The sequence below is a fragment of the Dyella sp. 05T440 genome (assembly GCF_056395965.1).
The window spans coordinates 1-18,726 of record NZ_JBFTKN010000005.1; the positions used below are offsets into that span (position 1 = coordinate 1).

At 65.3% G+C, this 18,726-nt stretch carries 14 protein-coding genes; 5 read left to right on the top strand and 9 right to left on the bottom strand.

Translation table 11 applies throughout. From position 1 onward, the window contains the following. Nucleotides 1-130: 130 nt before the first annotated feature. From tal to AC1DE1_RS06950, 4 genes are all read right to left on the bottom strand, one after another. Nucleotides 131-1,096 (bottom strand): transaldolase, encoded by a 966-nt coding sequence (gene tal / locus AC1DE1_RS06935; protein WP_477176909.1) that lies wholly within the window; start codon nt 1,094-1,096, stop codon nt 131-133. 30 nt (nt 1,097-1,126) lie between these two features. Continuing rightward, nucleotides 1,127-2,431: an NAD(P)/FAD-dependent oxidoreductase gene (locus AC1DE1_RS06940; protein WP_477176881.1), complete on the bottom strand. Its 1,305-nt coding sequence runs from the start codon at nt 2,429-2,431 to the stop codon at nt 1,127-1,129. Nucleotides 2,432-2,484: 53 nt separating this feature from the next. Then, nucleotides 2,485-4,653: a primosomal protein N' gene (locus tag AC1DE1_RS06945; protein WP_441604760.1), complete on the bottom strand. Its 2,169-nt coding sequence runs from the start codon at nt 4,651-4,653 to the stop codon at nt 2,485-2,487. 473 nt (nt 4,654-5,126) lie between these two features. Next, the gene (locus AC1DE1_RS06950; protein ID WP_441604759.1) at nt 5,127-6,263 is read right to left on the bottom strand and encodes a DUF3667 domain-containing protein; all 1,137 of its coding nucleotides are present in this window, start codon (nt 6,261-6,263) and stop codon (nt 5,127-5,129) included. A 139-nt stretch (nt 6,264-6,402) separates the two neighbouring features. Between AC1DE1_RS06950 and AC1DE1_RS06955 the strand changes: the two genes are divergently transcribed. Next, nucleotides 6,403-7,770, top strand: coding sequence for an MATE family efflux transporter (locus AC1DE1_RS06955; protein WP_477179032.1), 1,368 nt, complete (start codon nt 6,403-6,405; stop codon nt 7,768-7,770). Nucleotides 7,771-7,897: 127 nt separating this feature from the next. Next, on the top strand, nt 7,898-9,760 hold the full coding sequence (gene sppA, locus AC1DE1_RS06960) for a signal peptide peptidase SppA (protein ID WP_441604757.1): 1,863 nt from the start codon (nt 7,898-7,900) through the stop codon (nt 9,758-9,760). 111 nt (nt 9,761-9,871) lie between these two features. On the opposite strand, the gene AC1DE1_RS06965 is transcribed toward sppA, so the two are convergent. Next, nucleotides 9,872-10,693, bottom strand: a complete 822-nt coding sequence (locus tag AC1DE1_RS06965; RefSeq protein ID WP_477176883.1) for an ABC transporter ATP-binding protein — start codon at nt 10,691-10,693, stop codon at nt 9,872-9,874. Nucleotides 10,694-10,751: 58 nt separating this feature from the next. Beyond that, nucleotides 10,752-10,970: a hypothetical protein gene (locus AC1DE1_RS06970; protein ID WP_441604755.1), complete on the bottom strand. Its 219-nt coding sequence runs from the start codon at nt 10,968-10,970 to the stop codon at nt 10,752-10,754. A gap of 92 nt (nt 10,971-11,062) precedes the next feature. On the opposite strand from AC1DE1_RS06970, the gene AC1DE1_RS06975 reads away from it, so the two are divergent. Then, a complete protein-coding gene (locus AC1DE1_RS06975; RefSeq protein WP_441604754.1) occupies nt 11,063-11,845 on the top strand; it encodes an SDR family oxidoreductase in 783 nt (260 codons plus the stop codon). Between the two features lie 326 nt (nt 11,846-12,171). After that, nucleotides 12,172-12,441: a hypothetical protein gene (locus tag AC1DE1_RS06980; protein WP_477179033.1), complete on the top strand. Its 270-nt coding sequence runs from the start codon at nt 12,172-12,174 to the stop codon at nt 12,439-12,441. A gap of 1,128 nt (nt 12,442-13,569) precedes the next feature. On the opposite strand, the gene AC1DE1_RS06985 is transcribed toward AC1DE1_RS06980, so the two are convergent. The 3 genes from AC1DE1_RS06985 to AC1DE1_RS06995 all read right to left on the bottom strand — a co-directional run bounded on the left by AC1DE1_RS06985 (nt 13,570) and on the right by AC1DE1_RS06995 (nt 17,702). Continuing rightward, nucleotides 13,570-14,199, bottom strand: a complete 630-nt coding sequence (locus AC1DE1_RS06985; protein WP_477176884.1) for a DUF4124 domain-containing protein — start codon at nt 14,197-14,199, stop codon at nt 13,570-13,572. A gap of 24 nt (nt 14,200-14,223) precedes the next feature. After that, nucleotides 14,224-15,168 (bottom strand): DegV family protein, encoded by a 945-nt coding sequence (locus tag AC1DE1_RS06990; protein WP_441604752.1) that lies wholly within the window; start codon nt 15,166-15,168, stop codon nt 14,224-14,226. A gap of 119 nt (nt 15,169-15,287) precedes the next feature. Beyond that, the gene (locus AC1DE1_RS06995; protein WP_477176885.1) at nt 15,288-17,702 is read right to left on the bottom strand and encodes an acyl-CoA dehydrogenase; all 2,415 of its coding nucleotides are present in this window, start codon (nt 17,700-17,702) and stop codon (nt 15,288-15,290) included. Between the two features lie 179 nt (nt 17,703-17,881). Here AC1DE1_RS06995 and AC1DE1_RS07000 point away from each other — a divergent pair, with 179 nt between their 5' ends. Continuing rightward, nucleotides 17,882-18,673 (top strand): AMP nucleosidase, encoded by a 792-nt coding sequence (locus tag AC1DE1_RS07000; RefSeq protein ID WP_441604750.1) that lies wholly within the window; start codon nt 17,882-17,884, stop codon nt 18,671-18,673. Nucleotides 18,674-18,726 lie beyond the last annotated feature (53 nt).

Below are 18,726 nucleotides of genomic sequence, written 5' to 3' on the forward strand. Positions count from 1 at the left end.
GTGCGCGACAAACCTACGGAGCGGTACACCGCAGCGTGGCTGTCGCGCACAGGGTGCGCTCCCACATAAGGCGTCGAACAAAAAAAGCCCCGGTTTGCGCCGGGGCTTTTTTATCGGAACCTTGTGACGATCAGCCGCCCAGCTTCTCCGCCAACAGCTTCTCCAGCTTGCGCTGATCCACAGCAAACTTGCGGATACCGTCGGCAAGCTTGTCGGTGGCCATGGGGTCTTCGTTGTGGCCCCAGCGGAATTGCGCTTCGGTGATCGGCTTGGGAGCCGCCTGAGTCGCACCGTTGTCGTTGAGCGCGCGCTGCAGCGGTGCGCTGTCCTGGTCGAGTTTTTCCAGCAGGTCGGGGCTGATGGTGAGGCGGTCGCAGCCGGCGAGGGCCTGGATCTGGCCGATGTTGCGGAAGCTGGCGCCCATCACCACGGTCTTGAAGCCGTGCTGCTTGTACCAGCTGTAGATGCGGCGCACCGACAGCACGCCCGGGTCTTCTTCCGGCGCGTAGGTCTTGGTGGCGGTGTTGGCGACGTACCAGTCCATGATGCGGCCGACGAAGGGCGAGATCAGGAACACGCCGGCTTCGGCACAGGCCACCGCCTGTTCGAACGAGAACAGCAGGGTGAGGTTGCAGTTGATGCCGCGCTTTTCCAGCTGCTCCGCGGCGCGGATGCCTTCCCATGTGGAGGCCAGCTTGATCAGGATGCGGTCGCGCGACACGCCGTGCTCCGCATACAAGCCGACCAGGCGCTCAGCCTTGGCGATGGAGGCATCCACGTCGAACGACAGGCGCGCATCCACTTCGGTGGAGACGCGGCCGGGCACGATGTCGACGATCTTGCGACCCACGGCGACGGCGAGGTGATCGCTGGCGTCCACCAATTGCTGTTCGCGCGAGTTGCTCTGGCCCTTGGCCCACGCCACCGACTCTTCGATCAGCGGCGCGAACTTCGGATTCTCGATGGCCTTGAGCAGCAGCGACGGGTTGGTGGTGGCATCCACCGGGCGCCAGCGGGCGATGGCTTCGATATCACCGGTGTCGGCGACCACGGTGGTGTACTGGCGCAGTTGTTCGAGTTGGGAAGACACGGCGATATCCGGCTTGGAAAACGCTGATTGTCCACCCTAAGCGTCGCGCGGCAAAGTCGATTCTGAGGTGGTCCGCTCATCGATCCCGGTGACGATGCGGGCATGGCGCTGGTAGGTCCAGTACGCCCAGGCCCAGTCCAGCATCACCACCAGCCGGTTGCGGAAGCCGATCAGGAAGGCGATGTGGGCGATCAGCCAGACCCACCAGGCCAGCAGGCCCGAGAGCTTCACGCGTCCAAACTGGGCGACGGCGGCCATGCGCCCGATGGTGGCGAGCGAGCCGTCGTCGCGATAACGGAAGGGTTTTGTGGCGGTCTCGCCGCGCAAGCGCGTCTTGAGCGTGGCCGCGGCATGGTGCCCCATCTGCTTGGCGGCTGGCGCCACGCCGGGCACGGGTTTCCCGTCGGCCTGGGTCACGCTCGCCAGGTCGCCGATCACGAAGACTTCGGGATGGCCGGGCAGGCTGAGGTCCGGTTCGACCAGTACGCGACCGGCGCGATCCACCGGCGCGCCAAGGCGGGCGCCCAGCGGCGAGGCCGCGACGCCGGCCGCCCACAGCACGGTGCGTGCCGGATACGGCGTTTCGCCCAGCATCACGCCGTGCTCGTCGATGGCGGTGACGGAGGTGTTCAAACGCACTTCCACGCCCAGCTTTTCCAGCTGGCGCCTAGCCTTTTCGGTGAGGTCGGGGGCGAACGCCGGCAGCAGTTTCGGGCCGGCCTCGACCAGCAGCACGTTTGCCATGCGCGGATCGGCGCGACGAAATTCGCGCGGCAAGGTGTGGCGTGCGATCTCCGCCAGCGTGCCCGCCAGTTCCACGCCGGTGGCGCCGCCGCCGACCACCACGAAATTAAGCCACGCCTGTCGCTTCGCCGGATCCTCTTCACGCTCGGCGCGTTCGAACGCGATCAGCACGCGACGGCGGATGGTGAAGGCGTCTTCCAGCGTCTTCAGCCCCGGCGCATAGCGTTCCCACTCGTCATGTCCGAAGTAGGCATGCGTGGCGCCGGTGGCGACGATCAGGGCGTCATAGGGCAGCTCGCCCTGCGCGAGATGCACGATGCGGCGATCGAGGTCGACGTCGAGCGCTTCGTCCATCAGCACTGTGACGTGTTTGTCCTTCTGCAGGATCTGCCGCAAGGGCGCCGCGATCGACGGCGCGGAAAGGCCCGCCGTGGCGACTTGGTAAAGCAGCGGCTGGAACAGATGATGGTTGCGACGGTCGATCAGCGTAACGCGGACATTGGCGTCGGCGAGTTCACGCGCAGCGGCCAGGCCGCCGAAACCGCCGCCGAGGATGACGACATGGGGACGTGGGTCGGACGATGCGTTGCCTTCCATCGGATGCTCCTACCTGAGGTGAGTATCGTGGAGGTCGCGCCGTCGTCGCCCGGTCAATAGAGATCGATCGGGTCCACGTCGAGCGACCAGCGCACGCGACGCGCCGAAGGCAGCGTCGACAATGCGGGATACCAGGGACGCAGAGCGCCATGCAGCGCGCCGCGCGTCTCCGCTTCAATCAGCAACTGCCCGCGATGGCGACCGGCGCGCAGCGGCATGGGTGCAGGCATCGGCCCGGCGAGCTGCAGCGGCAGGCCAGCCAGCGCCTGCGCCGCCTCGGCGAGGAAGGCATCGACGTGCTCGCGCTGGTGCGCATCGGCACGCAGCAGCACCTGATGTCCGTACGGCGGCAGCTGCACGGTGCGCCGTTCCTCGAGCAGGCTCTGCGCCGACGCGGCATAGCCTTGCGAGAGCAGCTGGCGCAGCAGCGGGTGATCCGGATGATGGGTCTGCAGCAGCACGCGGCCCGGTTTCTTGGCGCGGCCCGCGCGACCAGCCACCTGTACAACAAGTTGCGCGAGTCGCTCGCTGGCGCGGAAGTCCACGCTGAGCAAGCCCTCATCCACGCCGACGATGGCGACCAGGGTGAGGTTGGGCAGGTCGTGGCCCTTGGCCAGCATTTGCGTACCGACCAGGATCGCAGGCTTGTCGTCATGCAAGCCTTCCAGCAGCTGCTCGAACGAATCGCGGCGACGCGTGGTCTCGCGATCGATGCGCAACACCGGCACGTCGGGGAACTGCGCCGTCAACGCTTCTTCCAGTCGTTCGGTGCCCTGACCCTGCGGCTTGAGATCCGGCGCCGTGCATGAAGGGCATTGCGCCGGCGGGCGCGCGGTGTAATCGCAGTGATGGCAGATCAGCGCGCGACGCCCGGCATGGAAGGTCATCGGGTGCTCGCAACGCGGACATTCCGCGTGCCAGCCGCAGCTGTAGCACAGCAGCACCGGCGCATAGCCGCGACGATTGCGGAACACCAGCACCTGTTCGCCGCGCGCCACGGTGTCGCCCACCGCGGCGAGCAGGGCAGGCGAGAGACCGTGGTCGAGGCGTTGCGCACGCATGTCCACGATCTGCACCTGCGGTGCGCGCACGGCGCCCGGTCGTGCGCGCAGATGCAGCGCGCGATAGCGGCTCGCCTGCACGTTGGCCAGCGATTCGAGCGAGGGCGTGGCGGAGCCGAGCACCACCGGGATATTCAGCGCACGGCCACGCAGTATGGCCAGGTCGCGTGCGTGATAGCGAAAGCCTTCCTGCTGCTTATAGGCGCTGTCGTGTTCTTCATCCACCACGATCAGGCCGGCATGCGGCAGCGGCGTGAAGATGGCCGAGCGCGTGCCAAGAATCACCTTGGCCTCGCCCGTCCGCGCGCGCAACCAGGCGCGTGCGCGATCGCCTTCGGCCAGGTTGGAATGCAGCACCTGCACGGCGACGCCCAGGCGATCGCGCAACCGGCGCACGGTTTGCGGCGCGAGGCCGATTTCCGGCACCAGCAGCAGTGCCTGCTTGCCTTGCGCGATCACGTTTTCGATCAGGGCGAGATAGACCTCGGTCTTGCCGCTGCCGGTGACCCCGTCGAGCAGAAACGGCTGAAAGCGGCCGAGCGATTCGCCGATGGTCTGCACGGCCTGCTGCTGCTCGTCGCTCAGCGAGGGTGCCTCGGTGAGGCGGGGCGGTTCGGCGGCATTGGACTGGGTGCGTTCGATCAGGCCGGCCTGCTCAAGGCGTCGCGCCGCATCGCGCCAGCCGGGCAGCATCTCGTGCAGCAGCTCGGCGGTTTGCGGTCCGCGGGAAAGGGCATCGAGCAGGGCGCGACTGCCACCGCGTCGGCTGCCTGCATCCAGCGCGCTGCGTCCGCTCTCGGTGAGCGCCCAGGCTTCGTCATGCAGGTCCGGGAGCGGGCGATCCTCGCGCAAGGCCAGGGGCAGGGCATTGGCATAAGCCTCGCCGGGGGCGCCCAGCCAGTAATCGGCGGCACGGGCGAGGGTGGCCATCAATTCGGCGTCGAGCAAGGGGGCATCGTCGAGCACCCGCAGCACGCGCTTGAGCCGGCCATGACTCACGGCCGACTCCACGTTGGCTTCCACCACCACGCCCACCGACTTGCCCTTGCCGAACGGCACCAGCACACGGCTGCCCGCTACTGCCTCACCGCTGGCCGGCGGCAGATAGTCAAACAAGGTGGGCAGGGGTACCGGCAGGGCGACGCGAAGGACGGCGGGCATGAATACCTCTCGGCACAACAGTGTAACCGGGCCGTTCCACTCCGTCAGATATCAGCCGGATGAAACCCTCTCAAAATCTGTTTGAGGGCTTGGCCGCGGCTTGCAGGGTCTTGCTGCCTCGTCATCTAGGAAAGAGAGCTAAGTGACTATTGGCAGGGGTCTTTTGAGCTTATCCACAAGGTCTGTGGATAACTCTGTGGATGGTGCGTTGAGGGAGGCCTCTAGGGCGCATGAAAACGCCCTTCCGTACGCGCTGTTCAAGTTTTAGCCAGCAACTAAAGCCAAGTAAAAACAGCCACTTAAAATTTTCGCTATGGCGGGGTTCATCTAACTGCCACAGGCATGGGACTTGCCTTGACAGCCGTGTGACGCTGTGCAAAACCCCGCTTGAAAGCGCTTTTGAGGTGCCGCGAAACCGCGCCGCTGCGCGATTTGTGTGTGATTTGTGTCACAAAAGTTCGCGCGGCCGCGGACTAGTTGGCGATGCCCAGAACCGCGGCAAAGGTGAGCGCAAAAGTGGCCATGAAGGTGTAGCACCATCCGACGAACAGGTATTTCAGGATGGTCACGAACCAGCCCTGCCGGTAAACCCGCTTTTGCATGAGCAGCAGATAGGCCAGCGCCCACGCTCCGAGCCCCCAGGCGGCCAGGACAAGGGGCGTGCCCAGCCAGTGGGCGTGGGGCACCAGCCAGCCGTAGAGCAGATACACGCCCATGCCCAGCATCAGGGTCAGGAATAGAAAGGCGTGGCTGTGCAGGGCCACGATCAGGTGTTCCATGTAGAGCCGTCGCTTGAAGATATAGGTGAACTTCAACAACAGGGCGAACAGCGGCATCAGCACGAACATGGTCTGTGGCAGGACGTGGAACACCGCGGCGGTGATGCGCTCCTGCGCCTCCGCCGCGCGCTCGCCGCCGGCCTGGATGTCGGTGACATTGGCCCCGGCCCGCGCCACCGAACGGTTGAGACTGTGGTTGAGCGCTTCGGGCAGCCAGGAGATATGGATGGGGGTCGACTGCAGCGGAATCGATTCGAATTTGGTTTCGGCGACGCCCGTGTCGGTCAACGGCGATGCACCCAGCTGGGTCAGGCGATGGTTGGCGTGGTCGCGCTCGATGCTGAGCGGGCGATTGAAGTTCTTGCTGCCTTTCTCGTCGGACTGGCCGGCGGCCGCCTCGAGGTCCTTGCGCACTTGCGCGTAGTGCGTGCGAACCGCGCTGGGCGTGAGGTCGTGCGCAAACTGGCCGGTACCTTCGCTTGCCTCGCTGTGGACTTTCAGGATGTCCAGATTGCCCACCACCAGGTGGCACATGAAGAACGCCAGCAGCGACAGCACGAACATCAAGCGGAACGGCGCCACATAGCGCTGCCGGCGGCCTGAGAAATACTCCAGCGTGAGGAACCCCGGACGCAGGAACAACGGGGGCAGGGTGTGGATCACGCGACCGTCCACATGAAGGACCAGGTCCAGCGTGTCTTCCACCATGTGATGCATGGGGCGCAGCACGGTGTGGATGGACTGCCCGCATTCGTGGCAGAACTCCCCCTGCATCGGCGCGCTGCAATTGGCGCAATGCACGCCTTCGAACGACACGATTTCCTTCTTCATGCGCCTCCCCCGGCAGAATCAGCGGGCGATCTTGGCACAAGCAGCCAGCGCAGACAGCTGCCGTGGGCTCGTTTCCCCAGCCGTTGTCGGAAGGCACGCAGCGGGCCTGCGCTAGAATGTGCGGCCAAGGAGTCTCTTTATGCTGTCTTTCCGCCCCGATCGCGCCAGGGTGGCGCGCGAGGTCGGCGCCACGGTGCGTCTTGCCCTTCCCCTGATCGCCGCGCAGCTCGGAGCGGTGGGTCCCAACGTCGTCGATGCCATGCTCGCGGGGCATCTGAGCGCGCACGTGCAGGCCGCCGTTACCACCTCGATGAGCATCTGGGCGCTGGCCCTGGTCAGTGGCCTGGGCATGATGATGGCGGTACCGCCATCGGTGGCGCAGCTGGACGGCGCCGGTCGTCGCCATGAGGCGGGAGCGGTGTTCGTGCAGGCGATGTGGCTGGCCTTGGGCATGGGCATCGTGCTGTGGTTTCTGGTGCGTCATGCGACGCCATTGATCGACTGGATCGGCGTGGTCCCTTCGCTGCGCGCGGACGTGACCCGTTTCCTGCACGCCATCAGCTGGGCTGCGCCCGCGTTGACGAGTTATTTCGCGATACGCGGCCTGTCCGAAGGCCTGTCGATGACGCGTCCCTCGATGTATTTCAGCTTTGGCGGCCTGGCGGTGCTGGCACCGCTGGGCTACGTGCTGATGTACGGCAAGCTGGGCCTGCCAGCGCTGGGTTCGCTGGGCAGCGGCATCGCCACCGCCACGGTGCTCTGGCTGGAAATGCTGGCATTCCTGTGGTTCGTGCTCAAACATCCGGCCTACAACGACGTCAATCTGCGTGGCGGGCTGGCTTGGCCCAAGCCGAAAATGATCCTCGAGTTGTTGAAGATCGGCGGCCCGATGTCGATCACCCTGCTCGCCGAGGGCGGCCTGTTCGTGGCAGTGGCGCTGGTCCTTGCGACGCTGGGCGAGACGGTGGAGGCCAGCCATCAGGTGGCGCTGAATGTGGCGACAGTGGCTTTCATGGTGCCGCTTGGCCTTTCGATGGCGATCACTGTGCGGGTAGGCAATGCCGTCGGCCGCGGTGATGCGCAGGGGGTGCGTTACGCCGGCCTTTGTGGCGTCGGATTGGCGGTCTGCGTGCAGATCGTCTCCTCGACCGTGATGCTGACCGTCCCTCACTTGCTGGCGCGCCTGTACACACATGACGCGGCAGTGATCACGCTGGCGGTGCAGCTGATGGTGCTCGCGGGGCTGTTCCAGTTCCCGGACGGCATCCAGGTGACCTCCAACGGCGCGCTGCGCGGATTGAAAGACACCCGCGTGCCCATGGTGATCACCCTGTTCGCCTACTGGGGCGTGGGGATGCCGATCGGGTGGTGGCTTGCGTTCCACCATGGCATGGGCGCCCGAGGCATGTGGATCGGCCTGATCGCCGGTCTCACCGTGGCCGCCGTGCTGCTGCTCACGCGCTTCTGTCGCCGCGCGTTTCACCACCAGTGGCAGCTCCCCACCTGACCCAGGACTGAGGCTTTCGGCGCAGCCGGCGACCGCCAATGGCGGCAACCGCCATGTGCCGTTTGCCCCACATGACCTGCGCCCCGCGAACAGCTACGCTGTGATGGTCATCCTGAGGAACCAAGCAATGACGGAGCGCCGCCCCAACGGTTTTTGGGCCTTTCTCTGCGTCCTCGGGCGCGGCATCAACATCGTCAGGCTGACCATACTCAACCTGGTGTTCTTTGCGCTGCTGCTGATCGTGCTGCTGATCATCCTGGTCGGCTTTGCCGGCGCACGTACCGAGCACTTCATCCAGAGCGACAGCGTGCTGGTGATCCAGCCCAAGGGCGAACTGGTCGAGCAGTACAGCATCGAGCCGATGCAGCGAGCGCTGGCCAGCCTGTCGGGCAATCCGCCCAAGCAGATCCAGCTGCGCGACCTGATCGGCTCGATCGACGCGGCCGCCAAGGACTCGCGCATCACCCGCATCCTGCTCGAGCCCAGCGAGCTGCAGGGCGGCGGCTTTGCCGCGCTGCGCGAAGTAGGCGCCGCGCTCGATCGCTTCCGTGCCGCGGGCAAGCCCGTGATCGTGTGGTCGCCCAGCCTGGACCAGGGCCAGTACTACCTCGCCGCCCATGCCGACCGCGTGCTGGTCGATCCGCAAGGCGGCGTGATGATCACCGGCCTGGCCAACTACCGGCTGTTCTACAAGGACTTGCTCGACAAGCTCGGCGTGGACGTGCACCTGTTCCGCGTCGGCCAGTTCAAGAGCGCGGCAGAGCCTTACATCCTCGACCATGCCTCGCCCGAATCGAAGGAAGCGGACAGCTTCTGGATGGGCGGCCTGTGGGATACCTATATCAACGAAGTGGCCAAGCTGCGCAAGCTCGATCCGGCCACGCTGCGTCTGGACATCGACTCGCTGCCCGAGAAGATCGCCAGCGCCAAGGGTGACCTGGGCCAGCTCTCGCTCGACCAGCATCTGGTCGACGGCGTGGCCACGCCGGCCGAAGTCATTGCGATGATGCGCAAGGAAGGCGTACCCGCCGGCAAGAAGGGCGAGGGTTTCCGTCAGGTCTCGCTGCAGCGCTATGCCGATACCATTTCCGAAGACAGCTCGACGACGCCGGGCGTGTCGGTGGTGGTGGCCGAAGGCGAGATTTCCGGCGGCAAGCAGCCGCAGGGCACCGTCGGTGGCGATTCCACCGCGGCCTTGATCCGCGCTGCACGCGAAGACAAGCGCACCAAGGCGCTGGTGCTGCGCGTGAACTCGCCGGGCGGCGAAGTCTATGCGGCCGAGCAGATTCGCCGCGAAGTGGCGTTGACGCGCGAGGCCGGCATCCCGGTGGTGGTGTCGATGGGCAATGTGGCCGCCAGCGGTGGCTACTGGATCTCGATGAATGCCGATCGCATCTACGCCGAGCCCAATACCATCACCGGTTCCATCGGCATCTTCGGCATGGTGCTCACCGTGCCCGGTACCCTGGACAAGCTGGGCGTGAAGAGCGATGGCGTGGGCACCAGCCCGCTGGCCGGCGCATTCGACATCACCCGTCCGCTGGATCCGAAGGTGGGTACAGTGATCCAGGCCACCATCGAAAAGGGTTACCGCGATTTCGTCGGCCAGGTGGCCAAGGCACGCGGCAAGCCGTATGACGCCATCGACACCATTGCGCAGGGTCGCGTGTGGACCGGCCAGCAGGCGCTGGATCGCGGCCTGATCGATCAGCTCGGTGGTCTCGGCGATGCCGTTGCCGACGCGCAGCAGCGCGCCAAGCTCGGCAAGAGCGCGCCGGTGCGTTATGTCGAGGAGCCGCTGGGCGGCTTCGAGCAGTTCGTGATCAGCCTCAATGAGAACGCGATGGTGCAGATGGTGCAGTCCTACGGCGTGCAGCTGCCGTCGTGGGTCGCGCATGTCGACGCGTTCGCACCGGAGCTCAAGCTGCTGCGCACGGCGCAGTCCGGTCGGCCGAACGTGTACGCCTATTGCTTCTGCACGCCGCGCTGAGTCGAACGATCCGCTAGTGGAGCCGTCGCCGGATTCCGGCGGCGGCTTTTTTTTCGATGAGCGCGCAGTGCGACCTGACGATGCCCGCCTCGCAGATGGACGGCTAAACGCCTACTCGATGGCGGCGCTGAAATAGTCGCCGTGGCGTTCGACGCACACGGGCATGCCGAACGTATCCGAGAGCAGCGCGTTGGTGAGCACCTCGGCCTTGGCGCCTTGCTTGAGCAGCTGTCCATCGCGCAGCAGCACCACGCGCTGGATCTCGGGCAGGATTTCCTCCACGTGATGCGTCACCAGCAACAGCGTGGTGCCCTGGCGTGCGAGGCCGCGCAGGTTTTCAAGGAAGCGCCGGCGGCTTGCCATGTCCAGGCCCGCGCAGGGTTCGTCGAGCAGCAGCGCCTTGGGCCGGTGCACCAGGGCGCGCGCGATCAGCACGCGCCTCGCTTCGCCGGTCGAAAGGCTGGCCATCGAGCGGCCGAGCAGATGGGTGGCGCCCGCTTGTTCCAGCGCTTCTGCGGCGCGCTCGCGCATGGGCGGCGTGACGCGGTGGTCCAGGCCCAGCCGCTGCGCCGCGAAGAAGCTCGACAGCACCGCTTCGGAAACCTCCAGCGTGGCATCGCTGGTGCAGTCGTGCTGCAAGGACGGGGAAACGATGCCAAGCAGTCCGCGCAGATCGGAAACATGCCAGCGCTCACGTCCAAACACGTGCATGGCAGCCTGGCCGTCGCCGCGTGCAAGCGGATAGAGCTCGCGTGTGATCAGGCGCACCAAGGTGGACTTGCCCGCGCCGTTCGCACCGAGGATGGCGGTGTGTTCGCCCGCACCAATGCGCAGGCTGAAACGGTCGAGGATCAGCCGCTCGCCGCGCATGACGCTGGCCTCGTCGATATCAAGCAGTGGAGCGGAGGCAAACTCGTCGTGATGGGCGTTCATGCCGACACCATGCACGTCCAGACGTCCACTGCCAAGTCTCGAGTCCGGGATGGGTGGCTTACTGCTGGGCGGCGTCCAGTTGTTGCTGTTGTTTCTTCGCCTGCTCGTCCACCGTTTTCTGCACGTCGGCGGCGCGCTGCTTGGCCTTCTCCATGTCGTCCCAGGGCGTGGCAACGCGGGCGGTGCTGGCAGCGGCTGGCGCCGATACCGGCGCCGGCGGCTTGCCGGAGCAGGCGACCAGGGAGAGCAGGCACAGCAGGGCGGCGAGTCGTTTCATGCAGGAGCCTTGAGTCGGGTTGGAGTCGGTGTCGCGCCCATGGTAGCGGGCAGTGCTTGGCGGGAAACGTGGTCGCGTTCTAAGCTCGGCCCATGAACGCACGAATCGACGCCTGGCAGCTGCAGGGACACACCGCCTTGATCACCGGTGCCAGCAAGGGCATCGGCTACGCCACCGCCCGCGAATTGGCCGCGCTTGGCGCCAATCTGCTGCTGGTGGCGCGCGACGCCGACTACCTGGAGCAGGTGCGCGTGGAGCTGGTGGACGATTTCCCCGGCATCGACGTGCTGGCCTTTGGCGCCGATCTTGGCGAACAGGAAGAGCGCCTGGCGGTGTTCGACTGGATCGCCGATCTTGGCGCACCACTGTCCCTGCTGGTCAACAACGCCGGCGGCAACCAGCCCGCGCCGACCTTGGCCTATCGCGAGGACGACTACCGCGCGATCTTCGAACAGAACCTGTTCTCCGCCTTCGAGATGTGCCGTCTCGCCCACCCGCAACTGGTGCAGCACGCGAACGCGGCGATCGTGAACGTGGGCTCTGTTTCCGGCATCACTCATGTGCGCACCGGCTCGGCCTACGGCATGTCGAAGGCGGCGCTGCACCAGCTCACGCGCAATCTGGCGGCGGAATGGGCAGCTGATGGCATTCGCGTCAACGCGGTGGCGCCCTGGTATATCCGCACGCAGCGTTCCGAACCCGCGCTGGCGAATGACGAGTATCTGGATGAGGTGCTGGATCGCACGCCGTTGCGGCGGATTGGTGAGCCGGAGGAGGTGGCGGCGGCGATCGCGTTCCTTTGCCTTCCGGCTGCCAGTTATGTCACGGGGCAGGTGTTGGCGGTGGATGGGGGGTTTTTGAATTATGGGTTTTAGGGGTGGTGTGTTGAGGATGAGGCCCTAGCGTTTGACGCTTTGACGCTTTGACGCTTTGACGCTTTGACGCTTTGACGCTTTGACGCTTTGACGCTTTGACGCTTTGATGCTCTCAGCCCGTCGTCACTCGCCGGGCGGTTTCTTTCTCTTCATTGCTGCGAAAGCAGGAATCCAGTGACTTTGCGCCCGGTCGTCGCGTCATCGCGATCTGGCTCGCCTGCCGCGGGCTTTCGTGCCGCTGCCGCGGCCCGAGTTACTTTTCTTTGCTTGCCCAAAGAAAAGTAACCAAAAGAAAGGGCCCCCCGGATGACGCGCCTTCCGGGCCTATGGCCCTCCAGGTGCGCGGGCGGGTTACGGGGTTTTTCGACAGGACATCCCTGTCCTGTCGAAAAACTGGCCGCATCCCTGCGGCCACCCTTCGGGCTTTCCTCCACCCGCCCGCCGCGTCATACGGGGACCCCGGGGGCAAGAGCCTGATCAAGAGCCTGATCAAGAGCCTGATCAAGAGCCTGATCAAGAGCCTGATCAAGAGCCTGATCAAGAGCCTGATCAAGAGCCCAACGCTCGGCGTTGCGGGGCCGGCCGGTCTTTTGTAGGAGCGCACTTGTGCGCGACCAACCGGAGCGATGCACCGCGGCGCCACGGTCGCGCACAAGTGCGCTCCTACAGAGGGATTCGTAAGTTGTGGTCGCGCGTTAGACGTCACGAGCCGCTCTTTGTAGGAGCGCTCCCTGTGCGCGAACGCCGACCGCAGGGCGGCCTGTTAGGCCGAGGTCGCGCACAAGTGCGCTCCTACAAGGGTGACGCAGGTATGGGGATGGCGGATCAATCTTGCCGGTCGGCTCTTTGTGGGAGCGCACCCTGTGCGCGACGAGCCTACGGAGCGGTACACCCAGGCGTGGCTGTCGCGCACAGGGTGCGCTCCCACAGACAAGCAGCACGGCAGACAGAAGAAGGGATGACTAAAGCCGATGCGCAGCGAGGCCCCGCTTTAAGTCCTCAGCGATTCGGGCGCGTTGCGCAGCGCATTGAGGTACCCGCTGTGTACCCTCGGAGGTTGTCCCACAACAGCGCACCTCGAGCGTTCGGGCTTATCCCAACACGATGCTGCCGGCGTTATCAGGCCATTTTCTTTGGGTTACTTTTCTTTTGGGCCAGCAAAAGAAAAGTGACTCGAGCGGCGGCAGCCGTTCGAAACGCCCGCTGCGTAAGCGGCCCGATCGCGGTAACGCGACAACCAAACACCGTGGCTCTGGATGACCCGCCTTCGCCTGTTGAACAACGCCCCCGACCCTCCCCCCTCTCGTGCAGCACATGGATGACGAGCGAAGGCGGGCCCGCGCCGGGATGACGAGCGAAAGTGGACCTACGCCGGAATGACGCGCAAAAGCGGGAGCGCTGCCCTGAGCGAGAAAACGCCGAACAAATAAGCACGCCGCGCACTCGCGCAAACATCGCCCCGCGCACCACACCCAACCCTATCCACACCCAACCCTATGCACACCCAACCCTATCCACACCCCATGTGGATCAACACCCCACAACCCTGTGGATAGAACACCCAACCTCTCGCCACCACACAAGTTTCAGCACCCTGCGCAAACATTCACCAACCACACGTGGTGTTTTCCACAGCCGCTGGGGAAAGCCTGGTAGCAACCCTGTGGACAACTCGCCACGCGCGTTGCGTGGCGCGCACTTGCATGGCATTGCGCAAACTTTGCTCAGCAGTTCTGCAGTTGCGCGTGCAGTTCCTGTTCGCGTTGTTCAAGCGGTGGCTGGTCGCTCTTGAACGCGCGGCGGAGTTTGGTGGCGTTCTCGTCGAAGGCATCGCGCAGGGCGTGGCAGGTCTCTGCGCGCGTGAGTTCGCGGCATTGGTCCTGCACCCATACGTAGTGATTGGCGATCAGGCCGGGGGTGACGCGTCCGCGATTGAGTTCGGGGGCGGAGGCGCCGGCGGCGTTGGGTCCGCCGTAGACCTGCGATAGCGGCAGCGACCCCGCGCCGAGGATGCCGTAGGGCACCTGATAGGGCTGCGGATCGCCGTTATCGCTGAGGTAGGGCTTGCCATCGGTGGCGCGCACGCAGCCGTACATGAGGGGCAGCGCGGCCATGGGCTGCGGTGGCGCGGGCGGCGGCACGGGCTCGAAGGTTGGTGTGTCCGGCGTTGCGGGCGGCGGTGGCGAGACGGGCTGGGAATCGTCCAGCTGCAGTACCTGCTGGCGCTGGTTGGCGCTGCAGGGTTTGTCCTGGAAGGTGAGCTTGCCGCTCGCATCCGTGCATTGATACGCCGTGCCCGCCATGGCCGGCAGGCCAAGCAGCAGGAGTGAAGCGAGGATGCACAGGCGGATCATGCAAAACTCCTGAGGCGTGGTCGCTCAGAATTCGGCGACGTGTTCCTCGGCGGCAAAGCCGAGCGTCACGGCGCCTTCGCCGACGTTGACCATGCCGGTGATGCTCATCGGCGCTTCCATCAGTTCCACGCCGCACTCCTCGCAGGCGGTGCGCAGCGCGGCGTAGCCAGGCAGCTTGCCCAGTTCCGACAGATCGCCGCCGTAGCTCACGCACACCGCGGGTACCAACAGGCCGGCATGGATGCGCTTGGCGGTGTAGTTGAACAAGGTTTCCGCGCCATGCTCGAACCCGCGCACCTTGCCGACCGGACTTGTCTCGCCGCGGTAGCCACGCAGCAGCGGCTTGATGTCCAGCGCCGAACCGAGCATGGCGCTGACCAGGCCCACGCTGCGGTCGCCTTTCTTCTTGGCGCGCGCGCGCAGGTAGTACAGGTCGCGCGGCAGCATGTAGCCGTACGAATTATTGGCGATGTAGGTGAGGCGTTCGCGGATCGCCGCAGGTACTTCGCCGGCATCGATCAACCGCGTGGCTTCGACGATGGCCGGGCCCGATCCGGCGAACAATGTGCGGGTGTCGATCACGCGCATCAGGAAGGGGCCGGTGAGGCCGTTTTTCTCGCGCACCTCGCGGTAATGCTTCAGTACCGCAAAGCTGGCCTTGATCACGTGATCGTTGATGGCGCTGCGCGTGGCCGTGATGGTGAGGCAGAACACGCAGTCCCGCTCCAGCACCAGCTTGTCGAGGAAGAGCTTTTGCACATCTTCGACGGAGCAGGGAATGGTCTCGGCCGAGTGGCTGCGACTGCCCAGCTTGCGATCCAGGAAGCGATGCAGCTCCACCTGGTTGCGGTTGTCCATGAAGATTTCATCGTCGATGCGGATGGTGATGGGCATCACCGCGATGTTGTGCTTCTGCAGAAATGCCTGCGGCAGATCGCAGGCGGCATCGATCGCTATACCCATCCGCATGATGTGACTCCCCTATGACAAGCGCGGCCAACATAGCACGCACCTGTGCACGTGCCGACCCTGACCGTTGGGACAGGGCCGGGCATTGCGGTATGCCTGATCGATTGCGACGCGCAAGGTCAACGCAGCTGGCGGTACGTTGCGGGGTCGAAGGCATCGACCTGCACCACGGCGTCACGGGCCTCGTCGGCCTCGCTGAGCGCGTCGAACTCCTCTTGCGTGATGATGCCGGCCGCCAGCGCGTGCCGGCCGAGCTCGTCGCCGACCGCGCGATCCAGCGTCCCCGCCCGGATCGCGTCGCGCAGTTTGGTCTCCACCGGCAGGGCGCGCACGGCCTTGTCCAGCGCTGCTTCCAGCTGGCCCAGTCCAGGTTCATCAGGGCCCGGCACATGAATGTCGCCGGTGAGGTGGATGCGCGCTTCGCGGTCTTCCAGGATGGCCCGCGCCGCGCGCTGGCCCAGGCGATCTGAGGGCGGCTGGAAGCGCGCGCCCAGTGGGAACACCAGCAGTCGGGCGACGCTGGCTGCGAGCTCCGAAGGCAGGTTGTCCAGCACGCCGCGCAGTGCCTCCTGCGTGCGATAGAGCGCCAGGGCCACGCCCCATCGCGCCAGGTCGTAGTGAGAGGCGAGCTTGGGTCCGTCGTGGTAGCGCTTGAGCGTGGCGGCGGCGAGGTATTGCCAGGCCAGCGCATCGGCGAGGCGTCCGGAAATCTTCTCGCGGCGCTTGAGCGTGCCACCCAGCGTGGCCATGCAGGTGTCGGAGACCAACGCAAACGCCGAGGCGAAACGCGTGAGGTGCTGGTACTGGCGGGCCAGTTCGCTGTCCGGCGCCCTGGCCAGGCGAGAGCCGCTCAGGCCCAGCAACAGGGCCCGCACGCCGCGGGTAAACACGAAGTTGATGTAGCCGAAGGCGCTGCGGTCGACTGCCTTGAGGTCCTTGGCGGCAATCGCATCGATCAGCTTCTGCACCCACGGATGGCAACGAATCGCGCCCTGGCCATAGATGATCATCGAGCGGGTGAGGATGTTGGCGCCTTCCACGGTGATGCCGATCGGCACGGACATCCACATGTGCGAGAGCGCATTGCGCGGGCCGCGCTGGATCGCAGCGCCCGCACGGATGTCCATCGCGTCGCTCACCACCACGCGCATGGCGTCGGTGAGATAGGCCTTGGCGATGGAACCGAGCACCGCCGGTTTCTCGCCGGCATCGAGCGCGCCGCAGGTGAGCGTGCGTGTGGCCGTCATCAGATAGGTAAGGCCGGCGATGCGCGCCAGTGGTTCTTCGATGCCTTCGAAGCGACCGATCGGCGTGTCGAACTGCTCACGCACGGTGGCATAGGCGCCGCAGATGCGCGTCGCCATTTGTGCCGCACCTACGGCAAGCGCAGGCAGCGAAATGGAACGGCCCGCCGCCAGGCTCTCCATCAACATGCGCCAGCCATGGCCGGCCTGCTCGACCCCGCCGATGATGGCGTCGAGCGGAACGAACACGTCGTGGCCGACGATCGGACCATTGGCGAACGGCACGCCCATGGGATCGTGATGCTGCCCGATCACCACGCCCGGCAAGTCGCGGGAGATCAATGCACAGGTGATGCCGCGATCCACCGCGCCGCCCAGCAGGCCGTCGGGATCCTTCAGGCGGAACGCCAGGCCGATCAGCGTGGCGACGGGCGCCAGCGTGATGTATCGCTTGTTCCAGTTTAGGCGCAGGCCGATGACCTCCTCGCCGTTCCACTGTCCCCGCTCGACCACGCCTTCGGACTGCGTGGCCGCGGCATCGGAACCGGCCTCCGGTCCGGTAAGCGCAAAGCAGGGTACCTCGCGGCCGTCGGCGAGGCGGGGCAGGTAGTGGCGCTTCTGTTCTTCGGTGCCGTAGTGCAGCAGCAATTCGCCCGGGCCCAGCGAGTTGGGCACCATCACCGTCACGGCCGCCGCGACCGAGCGCGTGGCAATACGCGTGACCACACGCGAATGGCCGATTTCGGACATGCCCAGCCCGCCGTAGGTCTCCGGCAGCACCATGCCGAAGAAGCGCTCGCGCTTGATGAAGTCCCACACCTCGGGCGGCAGGTCGCGTTGCTGCTCGATCTGCCAGTCATCGAGCATGGCGCACAGCTGGGTAACCGGTCCGTCCATGAAGGCCTGTTCGCGTTCGCTCAGCGGCTTGCATTCAAAACGCAGCAGAGAGTCCCAATCGGGTATGCCGGAGAAGATCTGCGCATCCCACCACACCGTGCCTGCTTCCAGCGCGATGCGTTCGGTCTCGCCCAGGCGCGGCATCACCTTGCCGAGCATCGGCAGCAGGCGGCGTGCAAACAAGGCGCGGCGCAGCGGCGCGAAACCAGTTACCAATGCAACCAAGGCCGCTGCAAATAGCAGTCCATATAAAAGGAGTGGCGATTGCACGCCGCGTACGATCCAGGTGAGGAACAACACGGCCAGCGCCAGCACCCAGGCCAGCCATCCACGCCCGACGAAGGCAAAGCCGAGGAAGACGGCGAGGGCGACGATCCAACCAATCAGCAGCATGGTGTTCTCCTTGGCATGCCGCCCATCGTGGGCGGGGCCAGTTCAAGGAAATGACAACAAACCGCCCAGTGATGGCCCGTCACCCGCTAAGATGCACGCACTGATCTGGCATCTTGCCGGCGTGGCGTCGCCGGTAACGCGCAACGGAACCCACGTTGCGCCGACCTCAAGGGGTCTCAATGAAAGACAAGCAGGAGATCGTCTCCAACTGGCTGCCGCGCTATACCGGCACGCCTCTGGAGGAGTTTGGCCAGCACATACTGCTGACCAATTTTGGCCACTACGTTGACCTCTTCGCCGAGTGGCATGGCGTAGAAGTACGCGGGCGCGACCGGCCCATGCCCAATGCCACCGCCGACGGCATCACCCTGATCAACTTCGGCATGGGCAGCCCCAACGCAGCCACCGTGATGGATCTGCTCAGCGCCGTCCATCCCAAGGCTGCGCTGTTTCTGGGCAAGTGCGGTGGCCTCAAGAAGAAGAACGCCATTGGCGACCTGGTCCTGCCGATCGCGGCGATCCGCGGCGAAGGCACGTCCAACGACTATCTGTTGCCGGAGGTGCCGGCCTTGCCGGCGTTCCAGCTGCAGCGCGGTGTCTCCACCATGATCCGCGACCTTGGCTACGACTACTGGACCGGCACGGTGTACACCACCAACCGCCGCGTCTGGGAGCACGACGACGCGTTCAAGGATTACCTGCGTCGCACTCGCTGCATGGCCATCGACATGGAGACCGCCACCATCTTCGCGGCAGGCTTCGCCAACAAGATCCCGTGCGGAGCACTCCTCTTGGTCTCCGACCAGCCCATGATCCCCGAGGGCGTTAAGACGGAATTAAGCGACCGCAGCGTGACCACGCAATTTGTTGAACGCCACATACGCATCGGTATAGAAGCCTTGAAACTGGTGCGTCGCAAGGGACGCAGTGTCAAACACCTGCGCTTCGAAGCCGATACCGGCACGGAGTGAACCCCTGCCAAATCAGAGGTCTGGCGAGGCCCATGGCGGCTTGCCAGCCTTTT

Bases quoted from the DNA above. Each gene is read 5' to 3' on its own strand.
- AC1DE1_RS06940 (WP_477176881.1), bottom strand. From the start codon at position 2,431: ATGGAAGGCAACGCATCGTCCGACCCACGTCCCCATGTCGTCATCCTC.
- AC1DE1_RS06945 (WP_441604760.1), bottom strand. From the start codon at position 4,653: ATGCCCGCCGTCCTTCGCGTCGCCCTGCCGGTACCCCTGCCCACCTTG.
- AC1DE1_RS06950 (WP_441604759.1), bottom strand. From the start codon at position 6,263: ATGAAGAAGGAAATCGTGTCGTTCGAAGGCGTGCATTGCGCCAATTGC.
- AC1DE1_RS06955 (WP_477179032.1), top strand. From the start codon at position 6,403: ATGCTGTCTTTCCGCCCCGATCGCGCCAGGGTGGCGCGCGAGGTCGGC.
- sppA (WP_441604757.1), top strand. From the start codon at position 7,898: ATGACGGAGCGCCGCCCCAACGGTTTTTGGGCCTTTCTCTGCGTCCTC.
- AC1DE1_RS06965 (WP_477176883.1), bottom strand. From the start codon at position 10,693: ATGAACGCCCATCACGACGAGTTTGCCTCCGCTCCACTGCTTGATATC.
- AC1DE1_RS06970 (WP_441604755.1), bottom strand. From the start codon at position 10,970: ATGAAACGACTCGCCGCCCTGCTGTGCCTGCTCTCCCTGGTCGCCTGC.
- AC1DE1_RS06975 (WP_441604754.1), top strand. From the start codon at position 11,063: ATGAACGCACGAATCGACGCCTGGCAGCTGCAGGGACACACCGCCTTG.
- AC1DE1_RS06980 (WP_477179033.1), top strand. From the start codon at position 12,172: ATGGCCCTCCAGGTGCGCGGGCGGGTTACGGGGTTTTTCGACAGGACA.
- AC1DE1_RS06985 (WP_477176884.1), bottom strand. From the start codon at position 14,199: ATGATCCGCCTGTGCATCCTCGCTTCACTCCTGCTGCTTGGCCTGCCG.
- AC1DE1_RS06990 (WP_441604752.1), bottom strand. From the start codon at position 15,168: ATGCGGATGGGTATAGCGATCGATGCCGCCTGCGATCTGCCGCAGGCA.
- AC1DE1_RS06995 (WP_477176885.1), bottom strand. From the start codon at position 17,702: ATGCTGCTGATTGGTTGGATCGTCGCCCTCGCCGTCTTCCTCGGCTTT.
- AC1DE1_RS07000 (WP_441604750.1), top strand. From the start codon at position 17,882: ATGAAAGACAAGCAGGAGATCGTCTCCAACTGGCTGCCGCGCTATACC.